Below are 21,969 nucleotides of genomic sequence, written 5' to 3'. Positions count from 1 at the left end.
AGTTCGTCTATCTTAACATTGCAACAAATAGTCTAGGCTCCACTCCATTCGGCCGCGAACTCCTCGCGGAAAGCCAGCAGCTGGCCGAGCCGTTCGCGGCCCAAGTCACGCGCGGCGTCGGTCTGCATCATGTCCGGGAGCTTCCTCAGCTTGACCATGATGTGATCGAGGCAATAGCGGCGGTCGTCGAAGTCGCGCTCCTTTCCCAGCGGGTCGCTCGGGTGGGCCAGGCTGCTCTCCATGCGCCCCGCGATATAGAACATGCGCGCCAGTCCCACCAGGCCCAGGCCGTCCATGCGGTCGGCGTCCTGCACGATCTTCGCCTCGATCGTCTCGGCGGGGATCGCGGCCGAGAAGCTGTGCGCCTCGATCGCGTGCGCCACGGCATCCAGTTTTTCAGGCGGGAAGCCCAGGTGGGCCAGCTGGTGGCGCGCCAGCCGCGCCGAGCGAGTTGATGCCTGGTTGCGTTCGGGATCGTTCTTGGGCAGGTTGACCAGGTCGTGCAGGTAGCAGGCGGCCAGCACCACCAGGCGGTCGGCTTCGGGATGGTGTTCCAGCAGCGCCTGCGCAGTGCGCCAGACGCGGTCGAGGTGGGCGCTGTCGTGGGCGCCGTCGGTATCGGCGCTGCCGGCGGCCATGGCGGCCAGTCTGGTGCGCCAGTCGGCGAGATCGGTATTGCTCGTTTCGGTCATGTTTCCTGTTCCAGAGTGAGGGGCGGCGCGGCGCGCTGCGACAGCGCGTCGGCTCTTGCATTCTTGTGGCGCGGGATCCAGCGCAGCCTTGCCTGCGGCAGGCGGGCCAGCAGGGCCAGCGCTTCGGCGCGCAGCAGGCCCAGGGCCGGGGCGTTGGCGCCATCGGGGGTGTTGACGTCGTCGATCACGACCTGGCTGTCGCCCAGCACCAGCAGGTCGTTCGCGCCATGGTCGATGGCCGCGCGCAGCACGGCGTTCAGGGCGCGGTATTCCGCTTCGCTGCTGTTGCCATGTCCGCCGTCCAGCGACAGTTCGATGCGCTGGCCGTCCGGGCCATCGAGGACGGCGCCCAGGCCGCAGCGGCCCGGATTCGGACGCGCCGAACCATCGAACCAGGCGCGCCAGGCGCTGGTCTCCGGCCCAGCACCGCGGTTGCGCGCGGCGGCGGCGCTGGCCTGGCGCCGCGCGGCCTGCAGTTCGGTGTGGCGGCGCTGGGCCTGGCGCTCGGACAGCAGGCTGGCCAGTCCGGCGCTGCCGGCGCTGAGCGTCAAGGTCCGTTCCAGGGCCTCGGCCTCGGGCATGCCGGTGCGCGCCGTCAGACGCCGGGCGGCGGACAGCTCGGCCTTGAAGGCGGCGGCTTGCAGGGTGGCGAGGTCGATCATGGCGAGAGCATAACCGATCCGCGATGATTGACAGGTGTTAAGACTTTTGAAACACTCATCGTGTTCAACCCAACCACAGGAGAAGGTATGCGTCGGAATCGCCGTGCTGTCAGTCTGTCCTTGTTCGCCATGCTCGCCGGCGCCGGTCTGGCGCCGATTCAGGCCATCGCCCAGGCCGCGCCCGCCAAGACGACCGTCAAGCCGCGCACTCGGCCGGTCAAGCGCTACACGATCGAGCAGTTCATGGCGACGACTTCGCTCACCGGCGCCTCGTTCAGCAAGGACGAGAAGCAGATCCTGTTCAGCAGTAACGAGTCCGGCATCTTCAATGCCTACACGGTGCCCGTCGGCGGCGGCAAGCCGCGTGCGCTGACCGCGTCGAAGACCGACTCCACCTACGCCGTCGGCTACTTCTACAACGACGACCGCATCCTGTTCACGCGCGATGGCGGCGGCGACGAGCAGAACCACCTGTATGTGCGCGAGCTCGACGGATCGGCGCGCGACCTCACTCCCGGCGACAAGCTGAAAGCGTCGTTCGCGGGCTGGAAGCCGGACGGCAGCGGCTTCTACGTCGTCACCAACGAGCGCGATCCGAAGTTCTTCGACCTGTACCTGTACGACGCCGCCACCTATGCGCGCACGATGGTGTACAAGAACGACAGCGGCATGAATGTGTCGAGCATCAGCCGCGACGGCAACTGGCTGGCTTTCAACAAGCCCGCCACCACGTCGGACAGCGACGTCTACGTCTACAACGTGCAGGCGCGCGAGATGAAGCACGTCACGCCGCACAAGGAGCCGGCAAGTCATTCGGCCGAGACTTTCGACCCGGCATCGAAGCGGCTGCTCTTCACGAGCAATGCGGACGGCGAGTTCGCGCGCATCAAGGCCTACGACCTGGCCAGCGGCGCGACGAGCGACGTCGAGAAAGCCGACTGGGACCTGCTGGGCACCGGCTACTCGCGCAACGGCCGCCACCGCGTCAGCATGGTCAATCGCGACGGCAGCATCGAAGTGCGCCTGTATGACGATGCCGGCAACCCGGTGGCCCTGCCGAAGCTGCCGGGCGGCGAGATGCGCCAGGTGACCTTCTCCGGGAGTGGCAACCTGATGGCGTTCTACCTGAACGGCGACCGCTCGCCCAGCAATCTGTACGTGCATGACTTCAGGAACGGCAAGACCGCCCAGCTGACGCGCAGCCTGAACCCGGAGATCGATCCGAACGACCTGGTCGAAGCCGAGGTGGTGCGCTTCAAGTCCTTCGACGGCATGGCGATCCCGTCGATCTACTACCGACCGAAGGGCGCGTCGCCAACGGCGAAAGTGCCGGCGGTGGTGTTCGTGCACGGCGGGCCGGGCGGCCAGACCATGCGCGGCTACAGCGCCCAGATCCAGTACCTGGTCAACCACGGCTATGCGGTCCTGGGCATCAACAACCGCGGCAGCTCGGGCTACGGCAAGACCTTCTTCCGCGCCGACGACCGCAAGCACGGCATGGAACCGCTGTGGGACTGCGTCGAGGCCAAGACCTGGCTGGCCAGCCAGGGCGATATCGATCCTGAGCGCATCGGCATCATGGGCGGCAGCTATGGCGGCTACATGACCCTGGCGGCGCTGGCCTTCCGGCCCGAAGCGTTCAAGGTCGGCATCGACATCTTCGGCGTCAGCAACTGGGTGCGCACCCTGGAGAGCATCCCGCCCTACTGGGAAGCGCAGCGCAAGGCGCTGTACGACGAGATCGGCGATCCGGTCAAGGACAAGGAGTTCCTGGTCGCGACGTCGCCGCTATTCCACGCCCATCACATCCGCAAGCCGCTGATGGTGATCCAGGGCGCCAACGACCCGCGCGTGATCAAGGCCGAGAGCGACGAGATCGTCGAGGCGGTGCGCAAGAACAAGGTGGAAGTCGAGTACGTCGTGTTCGACGACGAGGGCCACGGCTTCTCCAAGAAGAAGAACGCGGCCGTGGCGAATGCGAAGATCCTCGCCTTCCTGGACAAGCACCTGAAAGGCTGATCCGCATCCCGGCCGCGCGGTGGATCAGTAGCGGTAGGGATTGTCCGGGCGGCGGTCGTGGCGGTTGCGCACGCCGTCGCCATCGCGGTCGCGGTCATGGCGGTCGCGGATGCCGTCGCGGTCCCGGTCGCGGCCATGGTGGCGGTCGTGCTTGCGGTGATGGCGGTCGCGGTCGTCGCGGTAGTGGCCCGGTGGCGGACCGTAATGGTGGCCCGGGCCGCGGTTCCAGCGCGACGGCTCCATCACCCAGCGGCCGCCGCGATGGTGCCAGCTCGGCGGCGCGTACACATAGCCCGGGCGCGCGGCGATGTAGTGGCCCCGCACCCAGTGGTGTCGGTGCGCGCGCCATTCCCAGTAGCCGGGCGCCCAGACGTAGCCGCGGCGCGGTGCAGGAACGACTTCATAGATGGGCGCGGGCGGCGCGGCGCCGATCACGACCGAGATATGGGGCTGGGCGCTCGAGGCCAGCGGGGTGAAGGCAGCGGCGCCGAGGGCGAGCAGGGCTGCGATTAAAAGAGGGGATTTCATGTTCGTCTCCAGATCCTTGAGCGGATGCGATGGAATATAGCAATCCGGGAATCGGGACGTGGCGTTTGAAGCAAGTTCTTACAACTGATACAGCTCAGTGGGCCAGGCAGGACCCGGTCGCCGCGCGCCGCACGATGGCGGCACGTCGGCGAAGGTGGTCCGGCATGCGGCGGTTCACATGCGGCTCCCGACGGTGACGGTGTCCGCCGCCAGCAGTTGCGACTTTTCGGCGGCGTCCAGGCGCTTGGCGCTGACCGTCACGACCGCCATTTTGTCGCCGCTGGCAATGGCTGCGCTGTCGATGCTGTAGTTGTCGGCACGGGCGTCGGGAATCTTGGCCAGGTAGCCCGCCGGGACGGCGACCAGCGCGGCGGCGATGAAGATGGCTTCCATGTGCTTGAGGACGTTCATTTTGCTGCTCCTTGTAGTGGGTAGTGAGGGGTGGTCGGTGTGTCGATGTGTTCACTGTAGGCCAAGCGCCGCATGGTCTCCAGCGGGATGCGACGAGCCGTAGAAAACGCGGAATGAGCTGCATCAGACGGCGGATGAAGCCACCGGACACCTCGGCTTTCACCTGCCCTCCGCTAGCTGAGCGCGAGGGGCGCGTGGGCGCCACGTAACCACCGGATGACAGGCATGCTCGCGACCCTGATCGACCAACTGGCCGCTACGCGCACGGCGCGCCGCCGTTCCCGCAACCTGCGCGCAGGCGCCCGCTCGACGAGCGCCGAGGCCAGCCGGTCGCTGTCCCTGGGTCCCGCCTGGCTGTGGTCCCTGGTCGTCGTCGTCCTGGGCGGCGCCGTGGCGCTGGCGATGCATGCGCGTGCGCTGCCGGACGGCGCGGCCGAGACGCCCGGTGCGGTCGCGTTGGCCGCCCTGCAGCCGGTCGCGCCGGGGCTCGACTTCGTGGTCCCGCGCGACAGCGGCATTTCGCTCACCCAGCACGGCGGCCTGGCCCTGCTGGTGGCCAGCGGCATGCGCGCCGGCTCGGCGCTGCGGGTCGACCTGTGCACCCAGATGCTCGACCCGGCGCGGCCGCGCATGCTGCCGCTGCGGATCGGCTACCCATTCGACGAGGCGGCGCGTATCGCGCGCGGCGGCAACGCGCCGCCGCGCAGCGTGCTGCTGGCGCGGCCGGGTTCCGGCATGCCACGCATCGACATCACCGGCAATGCCGGCGCCGGCACGGGCGGGCTGGCGATCGCCTGGAACGCCGGCGCCGCCACGGCGGGCTGGATCGGCGATGCCAGCGGCGGCAACGTCACGCGCGCGCGCCAGGGCCAGGCGATGCTGGGCAGCAGCGGCTGGCTGCTGTGGGGCAGCGAGGCACTGCGCTTCACGCGCCGGCCCAGCGCCGCCTGCCCGCAGGCGGGCGAGCTGGTGCTGCATCATTTCCAGCAGGGCGCCGCCGGCGGCGCGGCCCTGGTGCAGGCTTTCCCGGCCCAGGGAGAGCAGGTAGAGCTGCGCCTGGCGCCCGGGGCATGGCAGGTGCCGCTGCTGCCGGGCCCCGGCATGGAAGACCAGGCGCTGTTCGAGGCGCTGCGCACGCGCGGCCTGCTGCGCCTGGGTCGCGACGGCTTGGTCGAGCTGGCGCCGCGCGACCTGCTGGCCTGGCACCGGGCGGGCCAGCAGGCGCGCGCACCGCTGCCGGGCTGGCAAGATCACGTGCTGGACGCCGGCGACCGTCGCCTGCTGGAACGCCTGCACCACCGCGCCGATGGCGCCTATGTGCGCGAGCAGGTGCGCATCTTTAATAGCGAGCGGCGGCTGGTGGCCTGGCGCACCCGTCCGGGCGCCGACGCCGTCTGGCATGCGCTGGTCGGCGGCGCGCCGGCGCCGCGCGAAGCCGGCCTGCCGGTGGCCGCGATGCGCCTGTTCGCTCGCCTGCCGGAAGGCTGGGAGCCGTGGCAGCGGGTCGGCGGCTGGGAAGGAGGCCGCCAGGGATCGCTCGTGACCTTGAATACGCCGGCCACCGGCCGGCCGGTCGAGCTGCTGGTGGCGGGCAGGGTGCGCGGCGTGTCGGGCGCCCGCGTGCTGGCCCAGGGCGCCTGCGATGGCCGCGCCTGCCCGGACCGCGAGGCGGTGCAGCGGCTCGTGCTGGCGCCACTGGCCGGGGCGGCCGCGATCGCGGTGCAGGTCGAGCCGCTCGACCTGGCGGCGATGTCGGGCGGCGCCGACGCCGCCTACCGCCACCTGGCCATGGTCGGTGGCCGCCTGGCCTGGCAGGCGCTGCCGGCCGGCGGCAGCGGTGGAGCACGGTCCGAAGCGGTGCCGGTACGCTTGCGCGACCGTCACGGAGAAGCGTTGTGGGCCGACGGCGCGCCGGCCGAAGCGGCGCTGCGCGCCGGCCTGGCGCCGCTCTTGGGCGTGCACCGCCAGCACGACGGCAGCGTGGCCGGCATGCTGGCGCGGCTTGGCGGCACGGAGCACGTGGCGCATCTGAGCCTCGACCTGGGCCTGCAGGCCACGGCCCAGCGGCTGCTCGATTGCATCGGCCTGCGCGGCGGCCGCTGGGACGGCCAGGCCTGCGTCGGCGGCCTCGATGCCCAGCCGGAGCGGCGCGCCGGCCTGGTGCTGCTGGATGCCGGCAGCGGCGACATCCTGGCCGCGGCCTCCAGCGGCGGCGGCCAGGCCGAGCCAAGCCGCTGGGGAGAATTGCGCGACTTCGACCGCGCCGACCCGGCGCGCAGCCCACTGCGCATCGCCGCCTTCCAGCACGACGGCGGCGCGCACCGGGCCCCTGGCTCGACCTTCAAGGTGATCACCGCCCTCGGCCTGGAGGGAGCCGCGCGCGGTGACGCCCGCCTGGACGGCCTGCTCCAGGGTTTGCCGCTGCATGAGGTGGACCGGCTGGCGCAGGCGGGCGGCTACGATTTTCGCACCGGCGCGCCCAGCTATCCCTTCGATGGCAACCGGGCCCGCATCACCAATTTCCGCGACCAGATCACCAGCACCCGCGCCCAGGACGGCCGCCTCGGGCTGGCGCAGGCGATGGCGCACAGCGTCAATACCTGGTTCGCCTGGAGCGCGGAACTGAGCGACCGCACGCTGATGGACCAGCCCGACGGCGGCATGCCGGGCGCGCGCGAACTGGAACCGGGCGCGCTGGACACGGTGCGGCCGGTGGCGGCGATGGCGGGACGACTTGGCTTCGGCCAGCCGCTGCGGCTCGACGGGGGCCTGCTGCCGCCTGACTACCGCTGGGGCGAGTGGGACGCGCTGCAGGCCAGCGCCTCGCGCCTCGACCCGGTCCACAGCCGCCACGAGCTGCGCCAGATGGCGATCGGCCTGCGCATGCAGACCACGCCGCTGCAGATGGCGCTGGTGGCGGCGGCGGTCGGGGAGGGGCACACCGTGACGCCGCGCCTGCTGCTGTCGCTCGACGGCCGCGCGGCCCAGACGGGGGCGGGCGAGCCGCTGGGCGTGCGCCTGGACCGCGTGCGCGCCGGGATGAAAGGCGTGATCGACGGCGGCACCGCGGCCGGGGCGTTTCGCGCGGCCGGCTTCGACGCGTTGCGCCCTGGCCTGTACGGCAAGACCGGCACGGCGCCGGCCGGCCAGGACGAGCTGGCGACCGTCTGGTTCATGGGCTGGCTCGAGCCGGGCAGCCTGCCGGGCCAGACCCGGCGACTGGCATTCGCCGCCTTCGTGAGCCATTCCGCGGCCACCGGCGGCGGCCATGCGGCTCCCGTCGTGGCCGCTCTTTTGCAGTCAATGCAATCGTCGTTGGAAGGCCAGTCGTTGGAAAAGAGGCACAAATAGGGCTCTCCTGCGCGCCTCAAGGCCGTGTTTGTATGGCATCATCTATTTCAATCCGCAAAAACCCGCGGAGCGAAACAGAGGATGGGGAAGGTATGCGTTTGCCGGGAACCCGGTATCAGGAACACGGTTGGGAGCAGGTCCGCAAGCTGCTGGGACACTGTTCCCTGCAGGCGTGCGCCCGGATCGAGCCGGATACCTTGCTCGATCCGGATCCTGAACAGTCGCTTGGCGCCTATGTCGACGCGGTGGCCCAGGCCCTGCGTACGGCCGGTACGCGTGCCGAAGCGCACGGCAACAGCTACGGCGACACCTGCGGCGAGCTGGCCCTGACCCTCGTCTACGAGCTGCAGGCGCGCCCGTCGGACTGGGCCTTTCTGTGCGCGGCGGTGGCGGCCGAGCATGCGCGCAGCGGTCCGTTCTGGACCCAGCCCGGCGGCGAGGCGCAGCTGCGCAAGAAATTCAACGACCTGTATGCCGTCCTGCGCGACAAGGTCGACAGCGACAACTACCAGGCCGCCTGCGGCCGTCCGTGCAGTCCCAACCGCATGTATGCCTACCGTATGCTCGATACCGCCTGGCACGAGGTCGCACGCCTGTTCGAGCTCTGGCGCGAGCATGCGCCGCAAGTCGGCGCCATCCTGGGTCGCGAGGTGGTGGCGATGCCGATCGAGGCGCGCCAGCTGCGCACGAGCGGCGACTGCAAGCCCGAATGGATCGTGCGCTGGAGCGAAAGCCTCGAGTTGCATACCGGCGCGGCCGGCCCGCTGCACACCAGGTCCAAGCGTTTCGCCAGCCTCAAGAACAGCCCCGAAAAGATCGGCGTCATGCTGCGCGAGATCGGCGAATACGAACTGCTGTCGGCCAACCGCGACCAGGATTGGCTGCACGACGCGGGCGAGGCCAACGCCTGGCTGGACGACTACTGGCGCGTGCTGGATGAGTCGGAACAGGGCAGCACGCCCGGTCCCGACCTGATCCTGGAAGCGCGCCAGGACGAGCTGGACGTCGCCGACGCCGGGGAGGCGTTTGACGCCGACCCGGTCGAGCCGGAGGAAGCCGCGCGCCTGGCCCTGGTGGCGCAACAGCTTTCACTCCCCCCAACTATTCTCTACTGGCGGCGCTGGCAGAAGACCGCGCCAGCTGGGCGGCGCGCCGGATGGCGCAGGATTCGCTGCCGGTGCGGCTGGCGGTGTATCTGAAGCTGCTCGGTCCATTCGACGACAGCTATCCGTCCGAATGGCTGGATCCGCAAACCGGCGAGCTGCCGACGATGCAGCAGCTGGCCGGGCTGGACGGGATTTCGCTGCCGACGCTGCGCAAGCGGCGTGACGCCGCGATCAACCGTCTGAACGAGATGGCGGGAATGGAGGAGGAAAGACGATGGGCATGACGGAACTGGATCGCAAGCTGCAGGCCGGCGCCTTGCTGGGACGCCGGATCGCGGGCGACCGCCTGGTGCTGGCCGACGAGGTGCTGGCGCAGGCGCTGGACGGCAGCCGGCCCTTGACGGCGGGCGAACGCGCCGCGCTGCAAGGCTCGCCACTGACCTTGCGCCGCCTGCGCCACCTGGCGGACAGCCGGCGCGCGCAGGCGCTGTCCGGCAACTGGCGCGGCAGCCGCGGCCTGTTGCGCGCCGCCGATGGCGGCAATGCCCTGGACCTGCTGCGCACCGACGACGGCATGTGGCGCCTGCACTTCGTCGACGCCGCGGGCAGCCTGGCCGTGGTGGTCCAGCTCGACCCGGAAGCGGCGGGTGCGGCCGGGGTGATGGCGGCGCGGCCGGCGATCCAGGTGCGCGATGGCCGCGGCGAGCTGGTCCTGGAAGGGCAACTCGATGCCGACGGCGAGTGCGAGGGGCGGTGGCCTTTCGAAGCGCCGCCCGCGGCGCATTTCCAGCAGCATGGGGCACGCTTCGAGGTGATTCCTCGGGCGACGCCGATCACATAGTGGTGTTCTGAGATACCGGAAGGACGATGATGCTAGGTTCGCTGTTCAAGAGTACATTGCAGAACACGCTGCGCCCGCTGCGGCAGCCGGAGTTCGACGCGAGTCGCCTCGGCGGCGTGGCGATCGCGCTGCCGGCGCCGAATGGCCTCACCGTCCCACCGGGCTGCGCCGCCGTGCTGGTCGACCAGGCCGGACGCAGCCGGCGCCAGGCGGCCGGCAGCCGCATCGCCGCGATCGAGGGCGAAACCGCATGGTGCGTCCATCCCGGCCCTTACACTTGCGAGCTGACGCCGTTCGCAGGCGCGCCCGAGATCGGGCTGCGGGTGCACTTCGCGATCGACGCCAGCGACCCGCGCGCCACGCACCAGCGCTTCGACCTGTTCCTGGCCAGCGAGGCAGGCTGCATGGTCGAACTGGGCGGATTCGTCGAGCTGGCGCAGACCGCGCTGCAGCGCGAGCTGGCCCAGGGCAACCTGGAGCTGCCTCCATGCACCACCCTGGAAGAGTGGAATGCCTTCCGCACCGGTTTCAACCAATTGCTGTATACCCGCTTTGGCGTGACGGTCGACGATTGCGTGCCGGTCGACCTGGGCGCCGCGCGCGATTATGCGGCCACGCTCGATGCCCGCCTGGCCGCGCGGCTCGATGCCGTCCATCCGTCGGCCGCCGCCCGCGAGGGTGCGCTCGCCCCGGTGGCGCCGCAGCAAGCGTTCGTTCCCGCCTGCGAGGACGCGCGCGCGCTGCGCCGCCTGTTCCTCGAGCTGCCCTGCCTGATGTGCGCGGTGCGCATGGCGGTGCTGCCGGCCGACCAGGAACGCTTCCGCCAGCACCAGGACCTGCTGCGCCGGCTCGACCTGGTGAGCCTGTCGGTCGGCACCATGCCGGCCCTGGAGCTGGCGGCTCCCGGCCAGCCGCTGGCGCAGGAAGAGCAGCTGCGGCGCGCGCGCCACAGCCGCCGCGCCGCCGCCGCGCTGGACGAGGCCTGGGCCCTGCTGGCGCGCCTGAAGGTGGCCGGCGAGGGCCCGCTCGACGCCTTGTTCGACGAGGCCGACCGCATCGTGGCCAATCTCGAGACCGAGGCCGGCGCGCGGCGCGCCGTCACTGCGCGTGAAGTGGAGCTGGAGGAGGTATGACCGCTATCCAGTGCCGCAGCATCGCCGTTGACGGCGGCATGCTGACGATCACCGCCACACGCCGTCCGCGCGCCGGACGCGCCGACGTCAAGTGCAGCGTGCCGGGCGCACCCGGCGTGGCCGAGCGCATTCAGCAGGTGGTGCGCCTGGCGCGCCACACCGAGCCGCGCGTCGACAGCCGCGACCAAGTGGTGCTGAGCCTGGACCGCGCGCCGCTCGACGCCGACCGCGATTGGGAACTGGCGGCGGTGCTGGCCGACCGTATCGTGCGCGACGTCTTTGCGCCGAAGCGCGAGGTCGTGGCCAACGGCTGGTCCGATGCCTGGCACCTGGGCCGGATCGACGGTCGTCGGCTGGCAGGGATGCCCGACGGCGTGTTGCTGGGCGGCGCCGACGCCCTGGCGCACCTGGGCGTTCTGAACGGCCAGCCCGATCCCGCCGCCGCGATCTCCAGCGCGCGCGCCTGGTTCCCGATGCACAGCGGCGGCGAACACGACGGCCTGGGCTGGGTCGAGGTCAGCGTGCGGCCATTGGCCAGGGCCGGGAGCGGCGAAGACGATCCTGTCAGCGTGCCGGACGTGGATGCGGTGCGCCAGGCGCAGGTGGCGGCGGTGCTGGCCGGGTCGCGCCACTTCGACGGCCGTGGCCAGGGCCAGTGGCGCACCACGGTGCGTTTCGGCGAGCCGCGCTTCTCGGGCGACTCTTACCAGCTGGCGCTGGTGATGGCCGACCGCATGGCGCGCGGCCGCGAATTTTTGGCGCGTGGCCGGGTGATCGCCACCGGCAGCTCCAGCGCCTGGCATGCGGGACGGGTCGAGGCGGTCGAGGCACTGGCGCCGAAATGCGCGCTGATCGCGCGCGAAGCCGGCCCGGGCGACCGCATCCTGCTGCCGAAGGAGTGGGAAACCGCCCTGCCGCAGGGATTGCGCGAAGCGTTGCGCGCGCGCGGCGCGAGCCTGGCCTGCGTCGAGCGGATCGGCATCATCTAACTGGGCGTCGGGCTGGGATTGACGGATCGCACCCCACGCACGGGAGCGATCCGTGCCGGAGGCATGGCCCTGCTAGAATCCAGTGGCTGGACGGCAGGTTTGTAATCGGAAGTGACGAGAAGTACAGGATAGAACGGAGTCGGATATGTTGCAGATGTTCGGAGTTAAAGGCGCCAGTTGTCCGCGCTGCGAGTGCAGGAACGCGCCCGAGGCGCGCTATTGCGCCGGCTGCGGCGTGATCCTGGGCGCCCCGCGCAACAAGCCGGTGCTGGTCGAGAACCGCTGGGTGCCGGGTCCCGACGAGCTGGCCGTGTTCTTCGGCGTGCGCGAACTATCCGGCCTGTTCGTCAAGACGCTGCGCGTGCCTGCCACGGCGCGCGGCTTCATCCTGCAAGGAGATAAAGCCACCGAGGTGCCGCAGGGCGAGTACGAGATCGAAGGCTTCTTCACCCGCCTGAACCACCTGCTGCGCGACCAGCACGCCGAGATCCTCGTCACCCGCACCGGCGCGCTGGCGGTGCCGTTCGAATTCGCCGACATCCCCACCTGCGAACATCTCGACATCGCCCTGCGTTTCTCGGTCAGCGTCAGGATCGAGCATGTGCCGGCCTTCGCCCGCCATTTCATGACCACGCCGGGCACGATCGGCGCCGGCGAATTGCGCGAACTGCTGTCGCATCCGGTGCGCCAGCTCGCGCTGGAGTTCATCGGCGCGCGCTCGATTCGCGAGCTGGCGGCCAATGGCGAACTGCGCGAACAGCTCGATCAGCGCCTGCAGGGCGGCCTCAGGACGCTCCTGGCCGGTTACGGCCTGGCGGTGACGGCGGTCGAGACCTTCGAGCTGCGCCACGACAAATACGACACCAACCGGGCCCGCATCGGCAGCCTGTGGCTGGCGACCGACGAAAAACACGTGCAACTGGCTCACAGCCGCCAGCTGGACGAGCTGTACACGGCCGAGGAATGGCAGCGCATCAAGCGCAGCGAAGAAGAAGGGCGGCTGCGGCTGCGCCGCGCCGAGCTGCGCCAGGATGACGCCATCGCGCGCGCAGAACTGTCCCTGCAGGGCGCCGATCGCGCGCATGGCGTGCGGGCGCGCCAGATCGAGCTGTATGGGCGCATCCTCGAGGCGGATTCGCGCAAGCAGGCGCTGGCCAACGGCGCGGCCGAGGTGCTGGCCGAACTCGACCACGAGATGGCGCACAAGAACGCGCAGCGTGCCGACGAGACGGCCGAGTGGCAGCACCTGCGGGCGCTGGCCGGCGTGCGCATGCGCGCCGAGATCGCGGGCGCCCAGCAAGAGGCCACCCAGGCGCGCCAGCTGGCCCAGCAGCGCTTCTCCCAGCAGCTGCTGCAACAGCAGATCCGCAACAAGATCGAACAGGCGCGCCAGATCGAGGACGCGGCCCGCCAGCGCGCCGAGCTGGCAAGGCTGCGCGAAAGCGAAGAAGAAGCAGCGCGGCGAATGCGTGACATCGAGGGCGCCGAGCACGAGGCGACGTTCCAGTCCCTGAAGCTGGCCAACGAGGCGCGCCGGCGCGAGGCCGAACGGGCGCAGGAATGGGAAGACGAACAGGCGCGCCAGCGCATCGAGAGCGTGCGCCGCGGCGCCGGCCGGGCCGACGCCCAGGCCCAGCACGAAAAGCTGCTGCGCACGATCGATGCCGACGCCACGCACGCGCGCCGGATGCAGGACGTCACCCTGGAGGCCGACGAGCGCCGCGCCGGCATCGCGGAAGGTGCGCGCGCGGCCGACCGCGCCCACGAACTCGAACTGGCCCGGCTGGCGATGGCGCGCGCACAAGCCCTGGGCGCGATGGACGATACCGCCAAGCTGGCACTGAGCGAGGCGCCGAATGCGGCCGTGCTGGCCGACTACCTGAAAACGCGCGTGCATGCCTCGATGGATGGCGACCAGTTGACGGCGCTGGCCGGCGTGGCCGGCGTCGGCAAGATCGACGCGGCGCTGGCCGATGCGCGGGTCGCCGCGGAACAGGCGCGCCGCGAGCACGAGGTCGACAAGGACCGGCGCCACCAGCTCGACCTGCTGGCCATGCAGAACGATGTGAACAAGGCGGCGCTGACCTCGCAGGCAGCGCTGGCTACTGGCGTCGCCAGCGCGCGCCAGTGCGTCCACGGCCACCCTGCCGGACGTGACGACCGTTTCTGCGCCGCATGCGGAGCGACGCTGCCGGCGTGATTCAATAGCAATGCAGACTGCCATCGACAAGATCCGCGAACTACGCGCGCTGCACGAAGACGGCTTGCTGAGCCGTCAGGAGTTCGACCTGCGCAAGAACGCGATCCTGGACGCGGCCTATACGCCGGCCGAGCGCGCCGGCGCCGGGGCCGAACCTCAGGCGCCCGGCACGGAAATCTACCCCGAGCCCGGCGTACCCATGGCGCGTCCCGGCACCGAGATCGGCCTGATGGCCGGCCAGGAAATCGGCCCGCAAACCCGCCGCTACCGGCTGGAGCGCCTGATCGCCCACGGCGGCATGGGCCAGGTGTGGCAGGCGACCGACCTTGCCACCCACGCCGAACTGGGGCACAGCGCCCAGGTGGCGCTCAAGATCCTGCCCCCGCACCTGACCCAGGCGGCGAGCCACGCCAAGCTCCTGATCCAGGAGGCCACGCGCGCGCGGCGTCTGGCGCACGAGCACATCGTGCGCGTCTACGAATGGGCCCAGGATCCGGCCACGTCCAGCTACTTCATCATCATGGAGTACCTGGAAGGCGAGGACCTCGACGCCGTGCTGGCGCGCGAGTCGCGCCTGCCCCTGGACCGCGTGCTGGCGCTGCTCGACCCGGTGGCCGATGCCCTCGACTACGCCTGGGGCAAGCACCGCCTGGTCCACCGCGACATCAAGCCGGGCAATGTGTTCGTCACCCGCAAGGGCGAAGTGAAATTGCTCGACTTCGGCATCGCCGCGCGCGCCCGCGCCAGCGGCGCCATGTCGCCGCTCGACGCGCCGGCGACGTCCGGCACCGCCGGCTACCGCGCGCCCGAGGCGGCGCTCGAAGGCCGGGTGCCGGAGCCGACGCTCGACGTGTACGCGGTGGCGGTGATGATCCACCAGCTGCTCACCGGCGTGCTGCCCGGCGCACCGGGGGACAGGTGCCCGAGACGCTCGGCGCGCGCCAGTGGGAAGTGCTGCGCGCCGGCTTCGCATCCGACCCGGCGCAGCGGCCGGCCACGGTGCATGCGCTGCTGGACGCGATCCGCGCCGCGGCCGGCCCATCGGCCGAGGAACTGGCCGCGCAGGAGGCGGCGCGCCGGGTCGAAGCAGAGAAGGAAGCGCGCGAGCTGGCTGCACGCCGCAAGGTGGAGGCTGAAGCCGCGGCGGCGGCCCAGGCACGGCTCGACGAGCAGCGTCGCATCCAGTTGCGCGAACAGCAGCGGCGCGAACGGGCTGCGGCCGAGGAGGCGCGCCTGGCGCGCAAGGACTCGCTGCGCCAGCAGTTGCTGGCCAAGCGCGACGAAGAAGTGGCGAAGGCGCAGGCGGCCAAGGAAGAAGCGGCACGCAAGGCTGCCCAGGCCAAGGCCGCCGCCGCGTATCTCGCGGAGCAGAAGAAGGCGCGCGAGGAAGAAGCGGCGCGGGTGGTCGGGCAGGCGGCTCCGGCCCCAACCGCTCCGGCGCCATCGGTGCCGGCCGTCGACCCCGGCGCCATCCTGCACGACCCGTTCACCGACGGCAGCGGCAACGGTCCGGCCCTGGTCCTGATCCAGGCCGGCCGTTTCGAGATGGGCTCGCCCGAGCACGAACGCCGCATCGCGATGGCGGCCGGCTCGCAAAAGAACTGGATCGCGCGCGAGACGCCGCAGCACTGGGTCGGCATCGAACGCCCCTTTGCCATGGGCCGCTATCCGGTGACGGTTGGCGAGTGGCGCGCCTTCGTGCGGGCGAGCGGCTGGGAACAGCATGGCGAGGTCGATTGGGAATCCCCCGGTTTCCCGCAGACCGATATGCATCCGGTGGTGGGCGTGACCTGGTTCGACGCGCAGCAGTACGTGGCCTGGCTGAGCGCGGCCACGGGCAAGCGCTACCGCCTGCCGAGCGAGGCCGAATGGGAATACGCCTGCCGCGCCGGCAGCAGGACCGCGTTCAATGTGGGCGACACCATTACGACCCTGCACGCCAATTTCGACGGCAGCTTCACCTATAACGGCGGGCCGCGCGGCGAGTTCCGGCACGGCACCACGCCGGCCGACATCTTCCAGCCGAATGCCTGGGGCCTGCACGATATGCATGGCAACGTCTGGGAATGGGTGCAGGACGTGGTGCACGACAACTACGAGGGCGCGCCAGGCGACGGCAGCGCCTGGGAACTGGGCGGCGACCAGGTGCGGCGCATCCTGCGCGGCGGTTCATGGCTGTACAACCCGCGTTACCTGCGCTCGGCGCTGCGCAACGGCTTCTCGGCCGTGCTGTCGAACGATATCGTCGGCTTTCGGGTGGTGCGCGAGTTGTAACTCCGGTGTGCAGTCAAGCACGGCCTTTTCGACCAGGAGCGCGCTTCGTCGTGATCGGCGGCCCGCCGCTGGACGGCAAGCGCTTCATCTTCTGGAATTTCGTCTCGGCCAGCCGTGAGCGCATCGAGCAGGCGGCGCACAACTGGGAAGCGGACCGCTTCGTCGCGCTGCCCGGAGAAACTGAACGCATTCCGCTGCCGCCTTTGCCGTCGGCCTGGCGCCACGACTGACTTGCCGCGCGGCTAACTGGCGCGGGCGGGTTGCGGGCAGGCGTAAGCTGGCCTCACCAACGTGGGCTCATTGCATACGGGAGGTGAACCATGAAGATTCCTGAACATCTGCGGGCACCGGCGATCGTGTTCGCCCTGCAGGCCGCACTATTGGCCGGCGCGGCGCTGGTCTTCCTGATCCTGATCCCGCCGCACGGCTGAGCGCTCGCCTGACAGGCGGCGTCAGGCGTCGAGTGCGATCGTGAGAGCGTGGTGGTGGCGTTCGCCGCCGCCGCGGTGGCCGCCATGCGCCTCTGGATAAGCCTGCGCCACGAAGCGCGCCGCCATGCCCAGGCCCGCCTGCTGCAGGCGGTCCAGCCGGGCCTGCGGCGCCAGCGGGGTCTCGCGGCCACTGTCGCGGTCGCGCTGCCAGAAGCCGCCGTCGCGATGGAACAGCATCGGCAGCGCCGCGGCGCGCGGCATGCTGGACGCTTGCTGGGGCCGGTTGGGAGCGGGCAGGCAGTCCGGCGCCATCAGGTAGAAGCATTCGGCGCGCGCGCCGGCGTCGAGGCGGTGCAGCACGACCGCGTGCGCCATCAGGGCCGTCACCTCGAGCGTGACGATGCCCTTGATGCTGGCCGTCAATTCGATCCGCATGCCGAGCCGCAGCTGCACCGGCATGTGCTTGCCGGGCCAGACGCCGTCCAGCAGCAGGCCATAGCGCGACACGTCCTCGATCTCGAAGCCATGCCGGCTGCGGCGGATGACGGCGTGTCGTCCCGACAGTCGGCGGGTCAGGCCGCCAATCTCGGCGCCGGTTTCGCCGTGGTGGGCCAGCAGCAGGTCGGCCTCGGGCGCGATGCTCTCGAAGCGGCCCAGCACGCACTCGTCGAGCGCGAACAGGCGCACGTGGCGCTGGGTGGCCGAGTCGGCCTCGGCGTGCACCAGGCAGGCGCCAGTCACGGGACAGGGATGCTGCGCGGCCTCGACCGGGATGTCGATCTCGATCAGGTCTTCGTCCCAGGCGATGGTCGACATGCCGAGGTCGATCCTGCCGCCGCCGCCGTCCAGGTTCAGCTGGGCGATCGAGGCATTGCGGGCATTGACGTCGATATCGATCCGTCCGCCGCCGAGAGCGCCGCCGGTGGCATTCATGCGGGCGATGCCGGCGTCGTCGGCCGTCACGCGCACGTTCTTGTGGGTGGCGAGGAAGGTCTGGTGGATCTCGCCCAGGCTGGCGTCCTGGCGCGGCACCAGGATGACGGGCGAGCAGGTCCAGGTGCGATTCGATTCCGGGGCCTGGCGATGATGGCTGTGCAGCTCGATCTCGATGCGGTACTGGCCGTGTTCCAGGCCGCGCGAGGAAAACTCGAGGAACAGGGGGCGCCAGTCGCCGCGCGAGGTGCGCTGGAACGCATAGCTTTCGCCGCCGTGCAGGCGCAGCGCCGAGCGCACCAGCATGCGCACCTCGGGCGCGCAATCCATCGGCATGCCGCGCAGCTCGAGTCGGATCGCCTGGCGGCCGCCGGCGGCGCGCGGGTCGAAACCGCTGATGTGCAGCTGGGGGCGTTGCAGGTTGGTCCGGGGGAGCGTCGGCGCCGGCCCGATGTCGGTCGGGCGCCGGCTGCGCAGGGCGGTGATGGCGTCGAAACTCGACGGCAGGCCGACGGCCGGCGCGGTGGCTGCCGGCGGCGGGGAAGGCTGCAGCGCGGCCTGGACCTCGGGCTGGGCATGCCCGTGCGCGCACAGGGCGTCGCCGGGCAGGACCCAGACGGTGCAGTGCGGATGCTCGGGATTGCGGCAGCGGTTCATGTCAGGGCGACAAGTCAAGTAATGGTCGAAATCAATATTGCAAGCTTACGCTGTTTTTGAACCGCACGGCGCACCAAGTTCGTTGATTAACAACATTATTTTCTAAAAGCATTAGATCAGTTGGTGGCTTTGGCCGGGGCTTCCACCGGCAGGACGGTTTCGTCCGCGTGGCGGGCCAGTGGGCGCACGACCAGGGCGGTCAGGTTGTCGGGCTGCAGTCCGGCCGGCGGATCGTTTTCCAGCAGGCCAAACAGGCGCTCGACCAGGGTCACCGCATCCGGATCGCCCTGCATCTGGGCCGGCCAGCCGGCGACGAAACCGTCCGGCTGGGCGCAGGACCAGAAGCCGTCGGTGGCCAGCAGGTAGGCCGCGCCGGGCCGCAGGGGTAGCGCGCGGCGGTCGGCCAGGTGGGCGAGCCAGCAGGGCAGGTTATCCGGGCTCAGGGCGAACAGCGGATCGGACAGGCGCGTCGGATCGGCGAAGGCGTTGCCAAGGATGAAAGCCTGGGCGATCTGCGGCGCATGGCGTCCGTGCACCTGGCGCCACCAGTGGGCTTCGTCGAGGCGGCCGGCGAGGGCGGCCACGGTGGCCGGCACGTGGTCGACTGTGAGGGACGTGGCGTGCGCCGCATCGAGTTCATACAGGCGCGAATCGCCCACGTGGTACAGCAGCGGCGCGCCGCTCGCCGGCAATTCGAGCAGGGTCAGCGTGGTGCCGGGCCGCCCGGCGCCGCTGGCGCCGTGGGCGAAGCGCGCCTGCAGGCCGGCGTGGATCGCGTCCAGCCGCCCGCTCAGTTCTTCCAATGTGGCGCAGGCCGGCATCGCCAGCAAGGCCGCCGCAAGCGCTTCGGCCGCTTCGCGGCCATGGCCATGGCCGCCCATGCCGTCCAGCACCGCCAGCCGGCCATGCCCGGCCGGCCAGCCGTCCACAGTGACAGGGAAGGGCTGCTGGTCCTGCAGGCGGCAGGCGCGGCCGTCGAAATCGATGACGACGAAATTGTCCTGGTTCTCGGCGCGGGTGGACGGGCCGCAACCGACGCGGCTCGCGACCGCGACGTCGAAGCAGGGAGCGAAACGGAAATCGGCGAGCGTGACTGGCATTGGCAAAATGTTCAGGATGATGGCGCCACTTTACACGCTCGCGTGACGGATGAAAGACACGATTAGATGGGGTGTTTCCGGCCACCCGTCAGCAAGACCAGGGCGTTGAGCACCACACAGGCGCCTGCGGCGGCTAACGCGGCGCGCACGCCCCAGGCGTCGGCGACCAGTCCCCACAGCACGCTGCCGGCCGCATAGCCGCCTGACATCACGAACAGGTAGATCGACAAGGTGCGCGCGCGCACTTCGGCAGGGAACGACAACTGGGCCGCCGCGTTGAGGGTCGAGACGGTGGTGGACCAGGCCATGCCGCCGCATACGATCATGGGCGCGAGCAGGGCCAGCGAGCGGGTATGCGGCATGGCCAGAAGCATCGCGCCATACACCAGCAGCGCGCCGGCCAGCAGCCCGGTGCGGTCGACCCGTGACCGCACCTGCGGCAGGAAGAAGGCGGCAGCCACCGCACCACCGCCCAGGCAGCCCATCAGGGTGCCATACACGCCGGCGCGCAGGTGCAGCACGTCGCGCACGAAGACCGGCAGCAGGCTGGCGAAGGCGATGGTGGCGAAGAAGACCGAACACACATTGCGCAGGATGCGGCGGTAGCGCGGGCAAGCGAAGGCGGTGGCGAAGCCCAGGCGCAGGCGCGCGCCGAACGTTTCGCGCGTGCCCGGCTGCGGTTCGCCCTCGCGCCACCAGTGCCAGTAGACCCCGAGCAGTCCGATGAAGGAGACGGCGTTGGCCAGGAACAGGGCGCCTGGCCCGATCCAGCCGAACAGCAGGCCGCCCAGCGCCGGGCCGAGGATGGCGGACAGGTTGTACGACAGGTTGTTGAGCGTGGCGGCGGCTTCGACTTCGTCGGGTTCAACCAGGCTGGCCAGGGCCGCCTGCCAGGCCGGCCAGATGAAGGCGGTGCCGATGCCCAGGCAAAACGTGATCGCCAGCACCGGGCCGCTGGATACCTTGCCGCTCCAGACCAGCACGGCCATCGCGCCGGCGCATACGGCATTGAACAGATTGCAGAAGAACAGGAACTTGGGCCGGTGCACGGCGTCGGCCAGCACCCCGGCGAGCAGCGCGAACAGGAAGACCGGCAGATAGGTGGCGGTCTGCACCAGCGAGGTGATAGAGGCCGATTGCGACAGCGAGGCGACCAGCCAGGCCGCGGCGAAGGTCTGGACCCAGGTACCGAGATTCGATACCAGGTTGGCGAGCCAGATGCGGCGGTAGCGGGCATGGCGCAGCGGCTGCGTCAGGGGCACCTTGCGGCGTCTGGGAACCGTGCCGGCGGCAGGGGAGAACAAGGCGAGTAAGCTGGCTTTCGGCATGGTCGAACCATGGTAGGACGGGGTCCGCTCGCTCGTCAATAAAATTGCATTATGGAAAATCAACGCTGTGGTATGTTTACTCTCCACGCAACACTGTCAAACCATGTCATGGACATCAGACCGCTGGTCGACACCGATATTCCACTGCTCGTTCCCGCCATCGCGGCCCAGTTGCGCGAGCTGGCGCTGGAGTTCATCGTGCACGAATCGACGCACGAGGGCGCCGCGACCTTCCTGGCCGAGAACGACCAGACCGGTGTGCGCAAATACCTGGCGCTGGGGCATGTGTATCACGTGGCGCTGGATGAGGGGCAGCTCGCCGGCTTCATCGCGATCCGCGACAACAGCCATCTGTTTCACCTGTTCGTCGGCAAGCGCTGGCAGGGGCGGGGGCTGGCGCGGCGCTTGTGGAACGTGGCGCGGGCGGCGGCGATCGCGCGCGGCGGCGACGGTAATTTCACGGTCAATGCGTCGAACCATGCGGTGCCAGCGTATGAGGCGTTCGGCTTCGTGCGGGTGGCGCCGACGCAGTGCGTGAAGGGGCTGTATTTCAATCCGATGCGGCTGGGGTGGGCGGACGACGGCCACGGCTAGCGCGCACCGCCCGCCTGCACACCATGGACGTCGACAGCAGCGTCAGCGCGCCGGTTTCGGCCGGCGCCGCGCCCAGCCCAGGATGCCGCCGCCGAGCACGAATAACGAGGCCATGCCGGGCTCCGGCACCTCGCCGCCAGGCGCGTGCAGGATGAAGGAAAGGTTGTCCGCATAGCCGTCGTTGTCGCCGGAGACCAGGCGTTCCATCGACAACCAGAACGACAGGGAGCGGGTGCCCTCCGGCAGGAAGCCCTCGGACTCGCGGTAGAACAGGCCGGTCTGGTTGTCGCGGTCTCCCGGCGTCACGGGGCCGATCGCCGAACTTCCGACCTCGTTGCCCAGTTCGTCGAGGAACTGCACGTAGAACAACGCGTTATCGCCCTGGTTGCTCCAGCCGCCGAGCCATCCGCTCAGGGAGTACGACATCCGCTGCGAGGTCGTCGTGCCGAAGTCCAGCGTCTGATAGCCGACGGCGTATTGGCCGAGGCCGCTGAACATCCGGGCGCCTCGATCGCCGGGGCCGGGCTGGGTCGGCAAGACCCAGTTGCTGCCGTAGTTCACGGACTGGAACATATCGTAGCCGGGATACCCGGTCCATCCGACCAGGCCGGCCTCGGCATCGCCGTTGACGACCAGGTTATCGCCATAGACCACTGCCGCCTGGGCGCTGCACACCGCGGCGAGCAAGGCCGCGCCAACGAGAAATCGCTGCATCATGGA

The 21,969-nt window shown here is 70.1% G+C and carries 17 protein-coding genes and 2 pseudogenes; 11 read left to right on the top strand and 8 right to left on the bottom strand.

The annotated features are described in order from the left end of the window. Nucleotides 1-32 precede the first annotated feature (32 nt). Nucleotides 33-692 carry an HD domain-containing protein gene (locus tag DIR46_RS02665; protein WP_109343867.1) on the bottom strand — a complete coding sequence of 220 codons (660 nt, stop codon included), beginning with the start codon at nucleotides 690-692 and terminating at the stop codon, nucleotides 33-35. Beyond that, complete coding sequence (locus DIR46_RS02660) at nucleotides 689-1,354, bottom strand: ribonuclease HI family protein (protein ID WP_109343866.1); 666 nt, start codon at nucleotides 1,352-1,354, stop codon at nucleotides 689-691. Before DIR46_RS02660 ends, DIR46_RS02665 begins: the two co-directional genes overlap by 4 nt. Before the next feature lie 87 nt (nucleotides 1,355-1,441). On the opposite strand from DIR46_RS02660, the gene DIR46_RS02655 reads away from it, so the two are divergent. Beyond that, the gene (locus DIR46_RS02655) at nucleotides 1,442-3,373 is read left to right on the top strand and encodes a S9 family peptidase (protein WP_109343865.1); all 1,932 of its coding nucleotides are present in this window, start codon (nucleotides 1,442-1,444) and stop codon (nucleotides 3,371-3,373) included. A 24-nt stretch (nucleotides 3,374-3,397) separates the two neighbouring features. On the opposite strand, the gene DIR46_RS02650 is transcribed toward DIR46_RS02655, so the two are convergent. Beyond that, complete coding sequence (locus tag DIR46_RS02650) at nucleotides 3,398-3,901, bottom strand: YXWGXW repeat-containing protein (protein WP_109343864.1); 504 nt, start codon at nucleotides 3,899-3,901, stop codon at nucleotides 3,398-3,400. A gap of 174 nt (nucleotides 3,902-4,075) precedes the next feature. Further along, complete coding sequence (locus tag DIR46_RS02645) at nucleotides 4,076-4,312, bottom strand: hypothetical protein (protein WP_109343863.1); 237 nt, start codon at nucleotides 4,310-4,312, stop codon at nucleotides 4,076-4,078. A gap of 225 nt (nucleotides 4,313-4,537) precedes the next feature. On the opposite strand from DIR46_RS02645, the gene DIR46_RS02640 reads away from it, so the two are divergent. The 9 genes and pseudogenes from DIR46_RS02640 to DIR46_RS02605 form a co-directional block, all read left to right on the top strand. Further along, nucleotides 4,538-7,663 carry a penicillin-binding transpeptidase domain-containing protein gene (locus DIR46_RS02640; RefSeq protein ID WP_109343862.1) on the top strand — a complete coding sequence of 1,042 codons (3,126 nt, stop codon included), beginning with the start codon at nucleotides 4,538-4,540 and terminating at the stop codon, nucleotides 7,661-7,663. A gap of 92 nt (nucleotides 7,664-7,755) precedes the next feature. After that, complete coding sequence (locus tag DIR46_RS02635; protein ID WP_229446466.1) at nucleotides 7,756-8,862, top strand: hypothetical protein; 1,107 nt, start codon at nucleotides 7,756-7,758, stop codon at nucleotides 8,860-8,862. Further along, nucleotides 8,820-9,053, top strand: coding sequence for a hypothetical protein (locus tag DIR46_RS27080; RefSeq protein WP_229446465.1), 234 nt, complete (start codon nucleotides 8,820-8,822; stop codon nucleotides 9,051-9,053). Before DIR46_RS02635 ends, DIR46_RS27080 begins: the two co-directional genes overlap by 43 nt. Continuing rightward, nucleotides 9,050-9,610, top strand: coding sequence for a hypothetical protein (locus tag DIR46_RS02630; RefSeq protein WP_229446464.1), 561 nt, complete (start codon nucleotides 9,050-9,052; stop codon nucleotides 9,608-9,610). The genes DIR46_RS27080 and DIR46_RS02630 overlap by 4 nt, the downstream gene beginning before the upstream one ends. Nucleotides 9,611-9,636: 26 nt before the next feature. Further along, on the top strand, nucleotides 9,637-10,743 hold the full coding sequence (locus DIR46_RS02625) for a hypothetical protein (RefSeq protein WP_229446463.1): 1,107 nt from the start codon (nucleotides 9,637-9,639) through the stop codon (nucleotides 10,741-10,743). Beyond that, the gene (locus DIR46_RS02620; protein WP_109343860.1) at nucleotides 10,740-11,732 is read left to right on the top strand and encodes a hypothetical protein; all 993 of its coding nucleotides are present in this window, start codon (nucleotides 10,740-10,742) and stop codon (nucleotides 11,730-11,732) included. Before DIR46_RS02625 ends, DIR46_RS02620 begins: the two co-directional genes overlap by 4 nt. A gap of 145 nt (nucleotides 11,733-11,877) precedes the next feature. Then, a complete protein-coding gene (locus DIR46_RS02615) occupies nucleotides 11,878-13,932 on the top strand; it encodes a coiled-coil domain-containing protein (protein ID WP_109343859.1) in 2,055 nt (684 codons plus the stop codon). A gap of 10 nt (nucleotides 13,933-13,942) precedes the next feature. Beyond that, a pseudogene (locus tag DIR46_RS27865) lies at nucleotides 13,943-16,206 on the top strand (bifunctional serine/threonine-protein kinase/formylglycine-generating enzyme family protein). Between the two features lie 38 nt (nucleotides 16,207-16,244). Beyond that, a pseudogene (locus DIR46_RS02605) lies at nucleotides 16,245-16,436 on the top strand (pirin-like C-terminal cupin domain-containing protein); the annotation flags it as partial. 222 nt (nucleotides 16,437-16,658) lie between these two features. On the opposite strand, the gene DIR46_RS02600 reads toward DIR46_RS02605, so the two are convergent. The 3 genes from DIR46_RS02600 to DIR46_RS02590 all read right to left on the bottom strand — a co-directional run bounded on the left by DIR46_RS02600 (nucleotide 16,659) and on the right by DIR46_RS02590 (nucleotide 20,655). Further along, nucleotides 16,659-18,227 carry an FHA domain-containing protein gene (locus DIR46_RS02600; RefSeq protein WP_109343858.1) on the bottom strand — a complete coding sequence of 523 codons (1,569 nt, stop codon included), beginning with the start codon at nucleotides 18,225-18,227 and terminating at the stop codon, nucleotides 16,659-16,661. Between the two features lie 116 nt (nucleotides 18,228-18,343). Then, nucleotides 18,344-19,327 (bottom strand): PP2C family protein-serine/threonine phosphatase, encoded by a 984-nt coding sequence (locus tag DIR46_RS02595; protein WP_109343857.1) that lies wholly within the window; start codon nucleotides 19,325-19,327, stop codon nucleotides 18,344-18,346. Nucleotides 19,328-19,389: 62 nt separating this feature from the next. Next, on the bottom strand, nucleotides 19,390-20,655 hold the full coding sequence (locus tag DIR46_RS02590; protein WP_109343856.1) for an MFS transporter: 1,266 nt from the start codon (nucleotides 20,653-20,655) through the stop codon (nucleotides 19,390-19,392). 108 nt (nucleotides 20,656-20,763) lie between these two features. Between DIR46_RS02590 and DIR46_RS02585 the strand changes: the two genes are divergently transcribed. After that, a complete protein-coding gene (locus DIR46_RS02585) occupies nucleotides 20,764-21,249 on the top strand; it encodes a GNAT family N-acetyltransferase (protein WP_109343855.1) in 486 nt (161 codons plus the stop codon). A 42-nt stretch (nucleotides 21,250-21,291) separates the two neighbouring features. Here DIR46_RS02585 and DIR46_RS02580 read toward each other — a convergent pair whose 3' ends face one another. Next, nucleotides 21,292-21,966 (bottom strand): PEP-CTERM sorting domain-containing protein, encoded by a 675-nt coding sequence (locus DIR46_RS02580; RefSeq protein ID WP_109343854.1) that lies wholly within the window; start codon nucleotides 21,964-21,966, stop codon nucleotides 21,292-21,294. Nucleotides 21,967-21,969 lie beyond the last annotated feature (3 nt).

Origin of the sequence: Massilia oculi (assembly GCF_003143515.1) — a bacterium.
Classification (GTDB): Bacteria; Pseudomonadota; Gammaproteobacteria; order Burkholderiales; family Burkholderiaceae_D; genus Telluria; species Telluria oculi.
The sequence above is the reverse complement of the archived record's forward strand: the minus strand, read 5'-3'. Positions and strand labels throughout refer to the sequence as shown.

Coding starts and splice junctions, on each gene's coding strand:
- DIR46_RS02665 (WP_109343867.1), bottom strand. CDS start 692: ATGACCGAAACGAGCAATACCGATCTCGCCGACTGGCGCACCAGACTG.
- DIR46_RS02660 (WP_109343866.1), bottom strand. CDS start 1,354: ATGATCGACCTCGCCACCCTGCAAGCCGCCGCCTTCAAGGCCGAGCTG.
- DIR46_RS02655 (WP_109343865.1), top strand. CDS start 1,442: ATGCGTCGGAATCGCCGTGCTGTCAGTCTGTCCTTGTTCGCCATGCTC.
- DIR46_RS02650 (WP_109343864.1), bottom strand. CDS start 3,901: ATGAAATCCCCTCTTTTAATCGCAGCCCTGCTCGCCCTCGGCGCCGCT.
- DIR46_RS02645 (WP_109343863.1), bottom strand. CDS start 4,312: ATGAACGTCCTCAAGCACATGGAAGCCATCTTCATCGCCGCCGCGCTG.
- DIR46_RS02640 (WP_109343862.1), top strand. CDS start 4,538: ATGCTCGCGACCCTGATCGACCAACTGGCCGCTACGCGCACGGCGCGC.
- DIR46_RS02635 (WP_229446466.1), top strand. CDS start 7,756: ATGCGTTTGCCGGGAACCCGGTATCAGGAACACGGTTGGGAGCAGGTC.
- DIR46_RS27080 (WP_229446465.1), top strand. CDS start 8,820: ATGGCGCAGGATTCGCTGCCGGTGCGGCTGGCGGTGTATCTGAAGCTG.
- DIR46_RS02630 (WP_229446464.1), top strand. CDS start 9,050: ATGACGGAACTGGATCGCAAGCTGCAGGCCGGCGCCTTGCTGGGACGC.
- DIR46_RS02625 (WP_229446463.1), top strand. CDS start 9,637: ATGATGCTAGGTTCGCTGTTCAAGAGTACATTGCAGAACACGCTGCGC.
- DIR46_RS02620 (WP_109343860.1), top strand. CDS start 10,740: ATGACCGCTATCCAGTGCCGCAGCATCGCCGTTGACGGCGGCATGCTG.
- DIR46_RS02615 (WP_109343859.1), top strand. CDS start 11,878: ATGTTGCAGATGTTCGGAGTTAAAGGCGCCAGTTGTCCGCGCTGCGAG.
- DIR46_RS02600 (WP_109343858.1), bottom strand. CDS start 18,227: ATGAACCGCTGCCGCAATCCCGAGCATCCGCACTGCACCGTCTGGGTC.
- DIR46_RS02595 (WP_109343857.1), bottom strand. CDS start 19,327: ATGCCAGTCACGCTCGCCGATTTCCGTTTCGCTCCCTGCTTCGACGTC.
- DIR46_RS02590 (WP_109343856.1), bottom strand. CDS start 20,655: ATGCCGAAAGCCAGCTTACTCGCCTTGTTCTCCCCTGCCGCCGGCACG.
- DIR46_RS02585 (WP_109343855.1), top strand. CDS start 20,764: ATGGACATCAGACCGCTGGTCGACACCGATATTCCACTGCTCGTTCCC.
- DIR46_RS02580 (WP_109343854.1), bottom strand. CDS start 21,966: ATGATGCAGCGATTTCTCGTTGGCGCGGCCTTGCTCGCCGCGGTGTGC.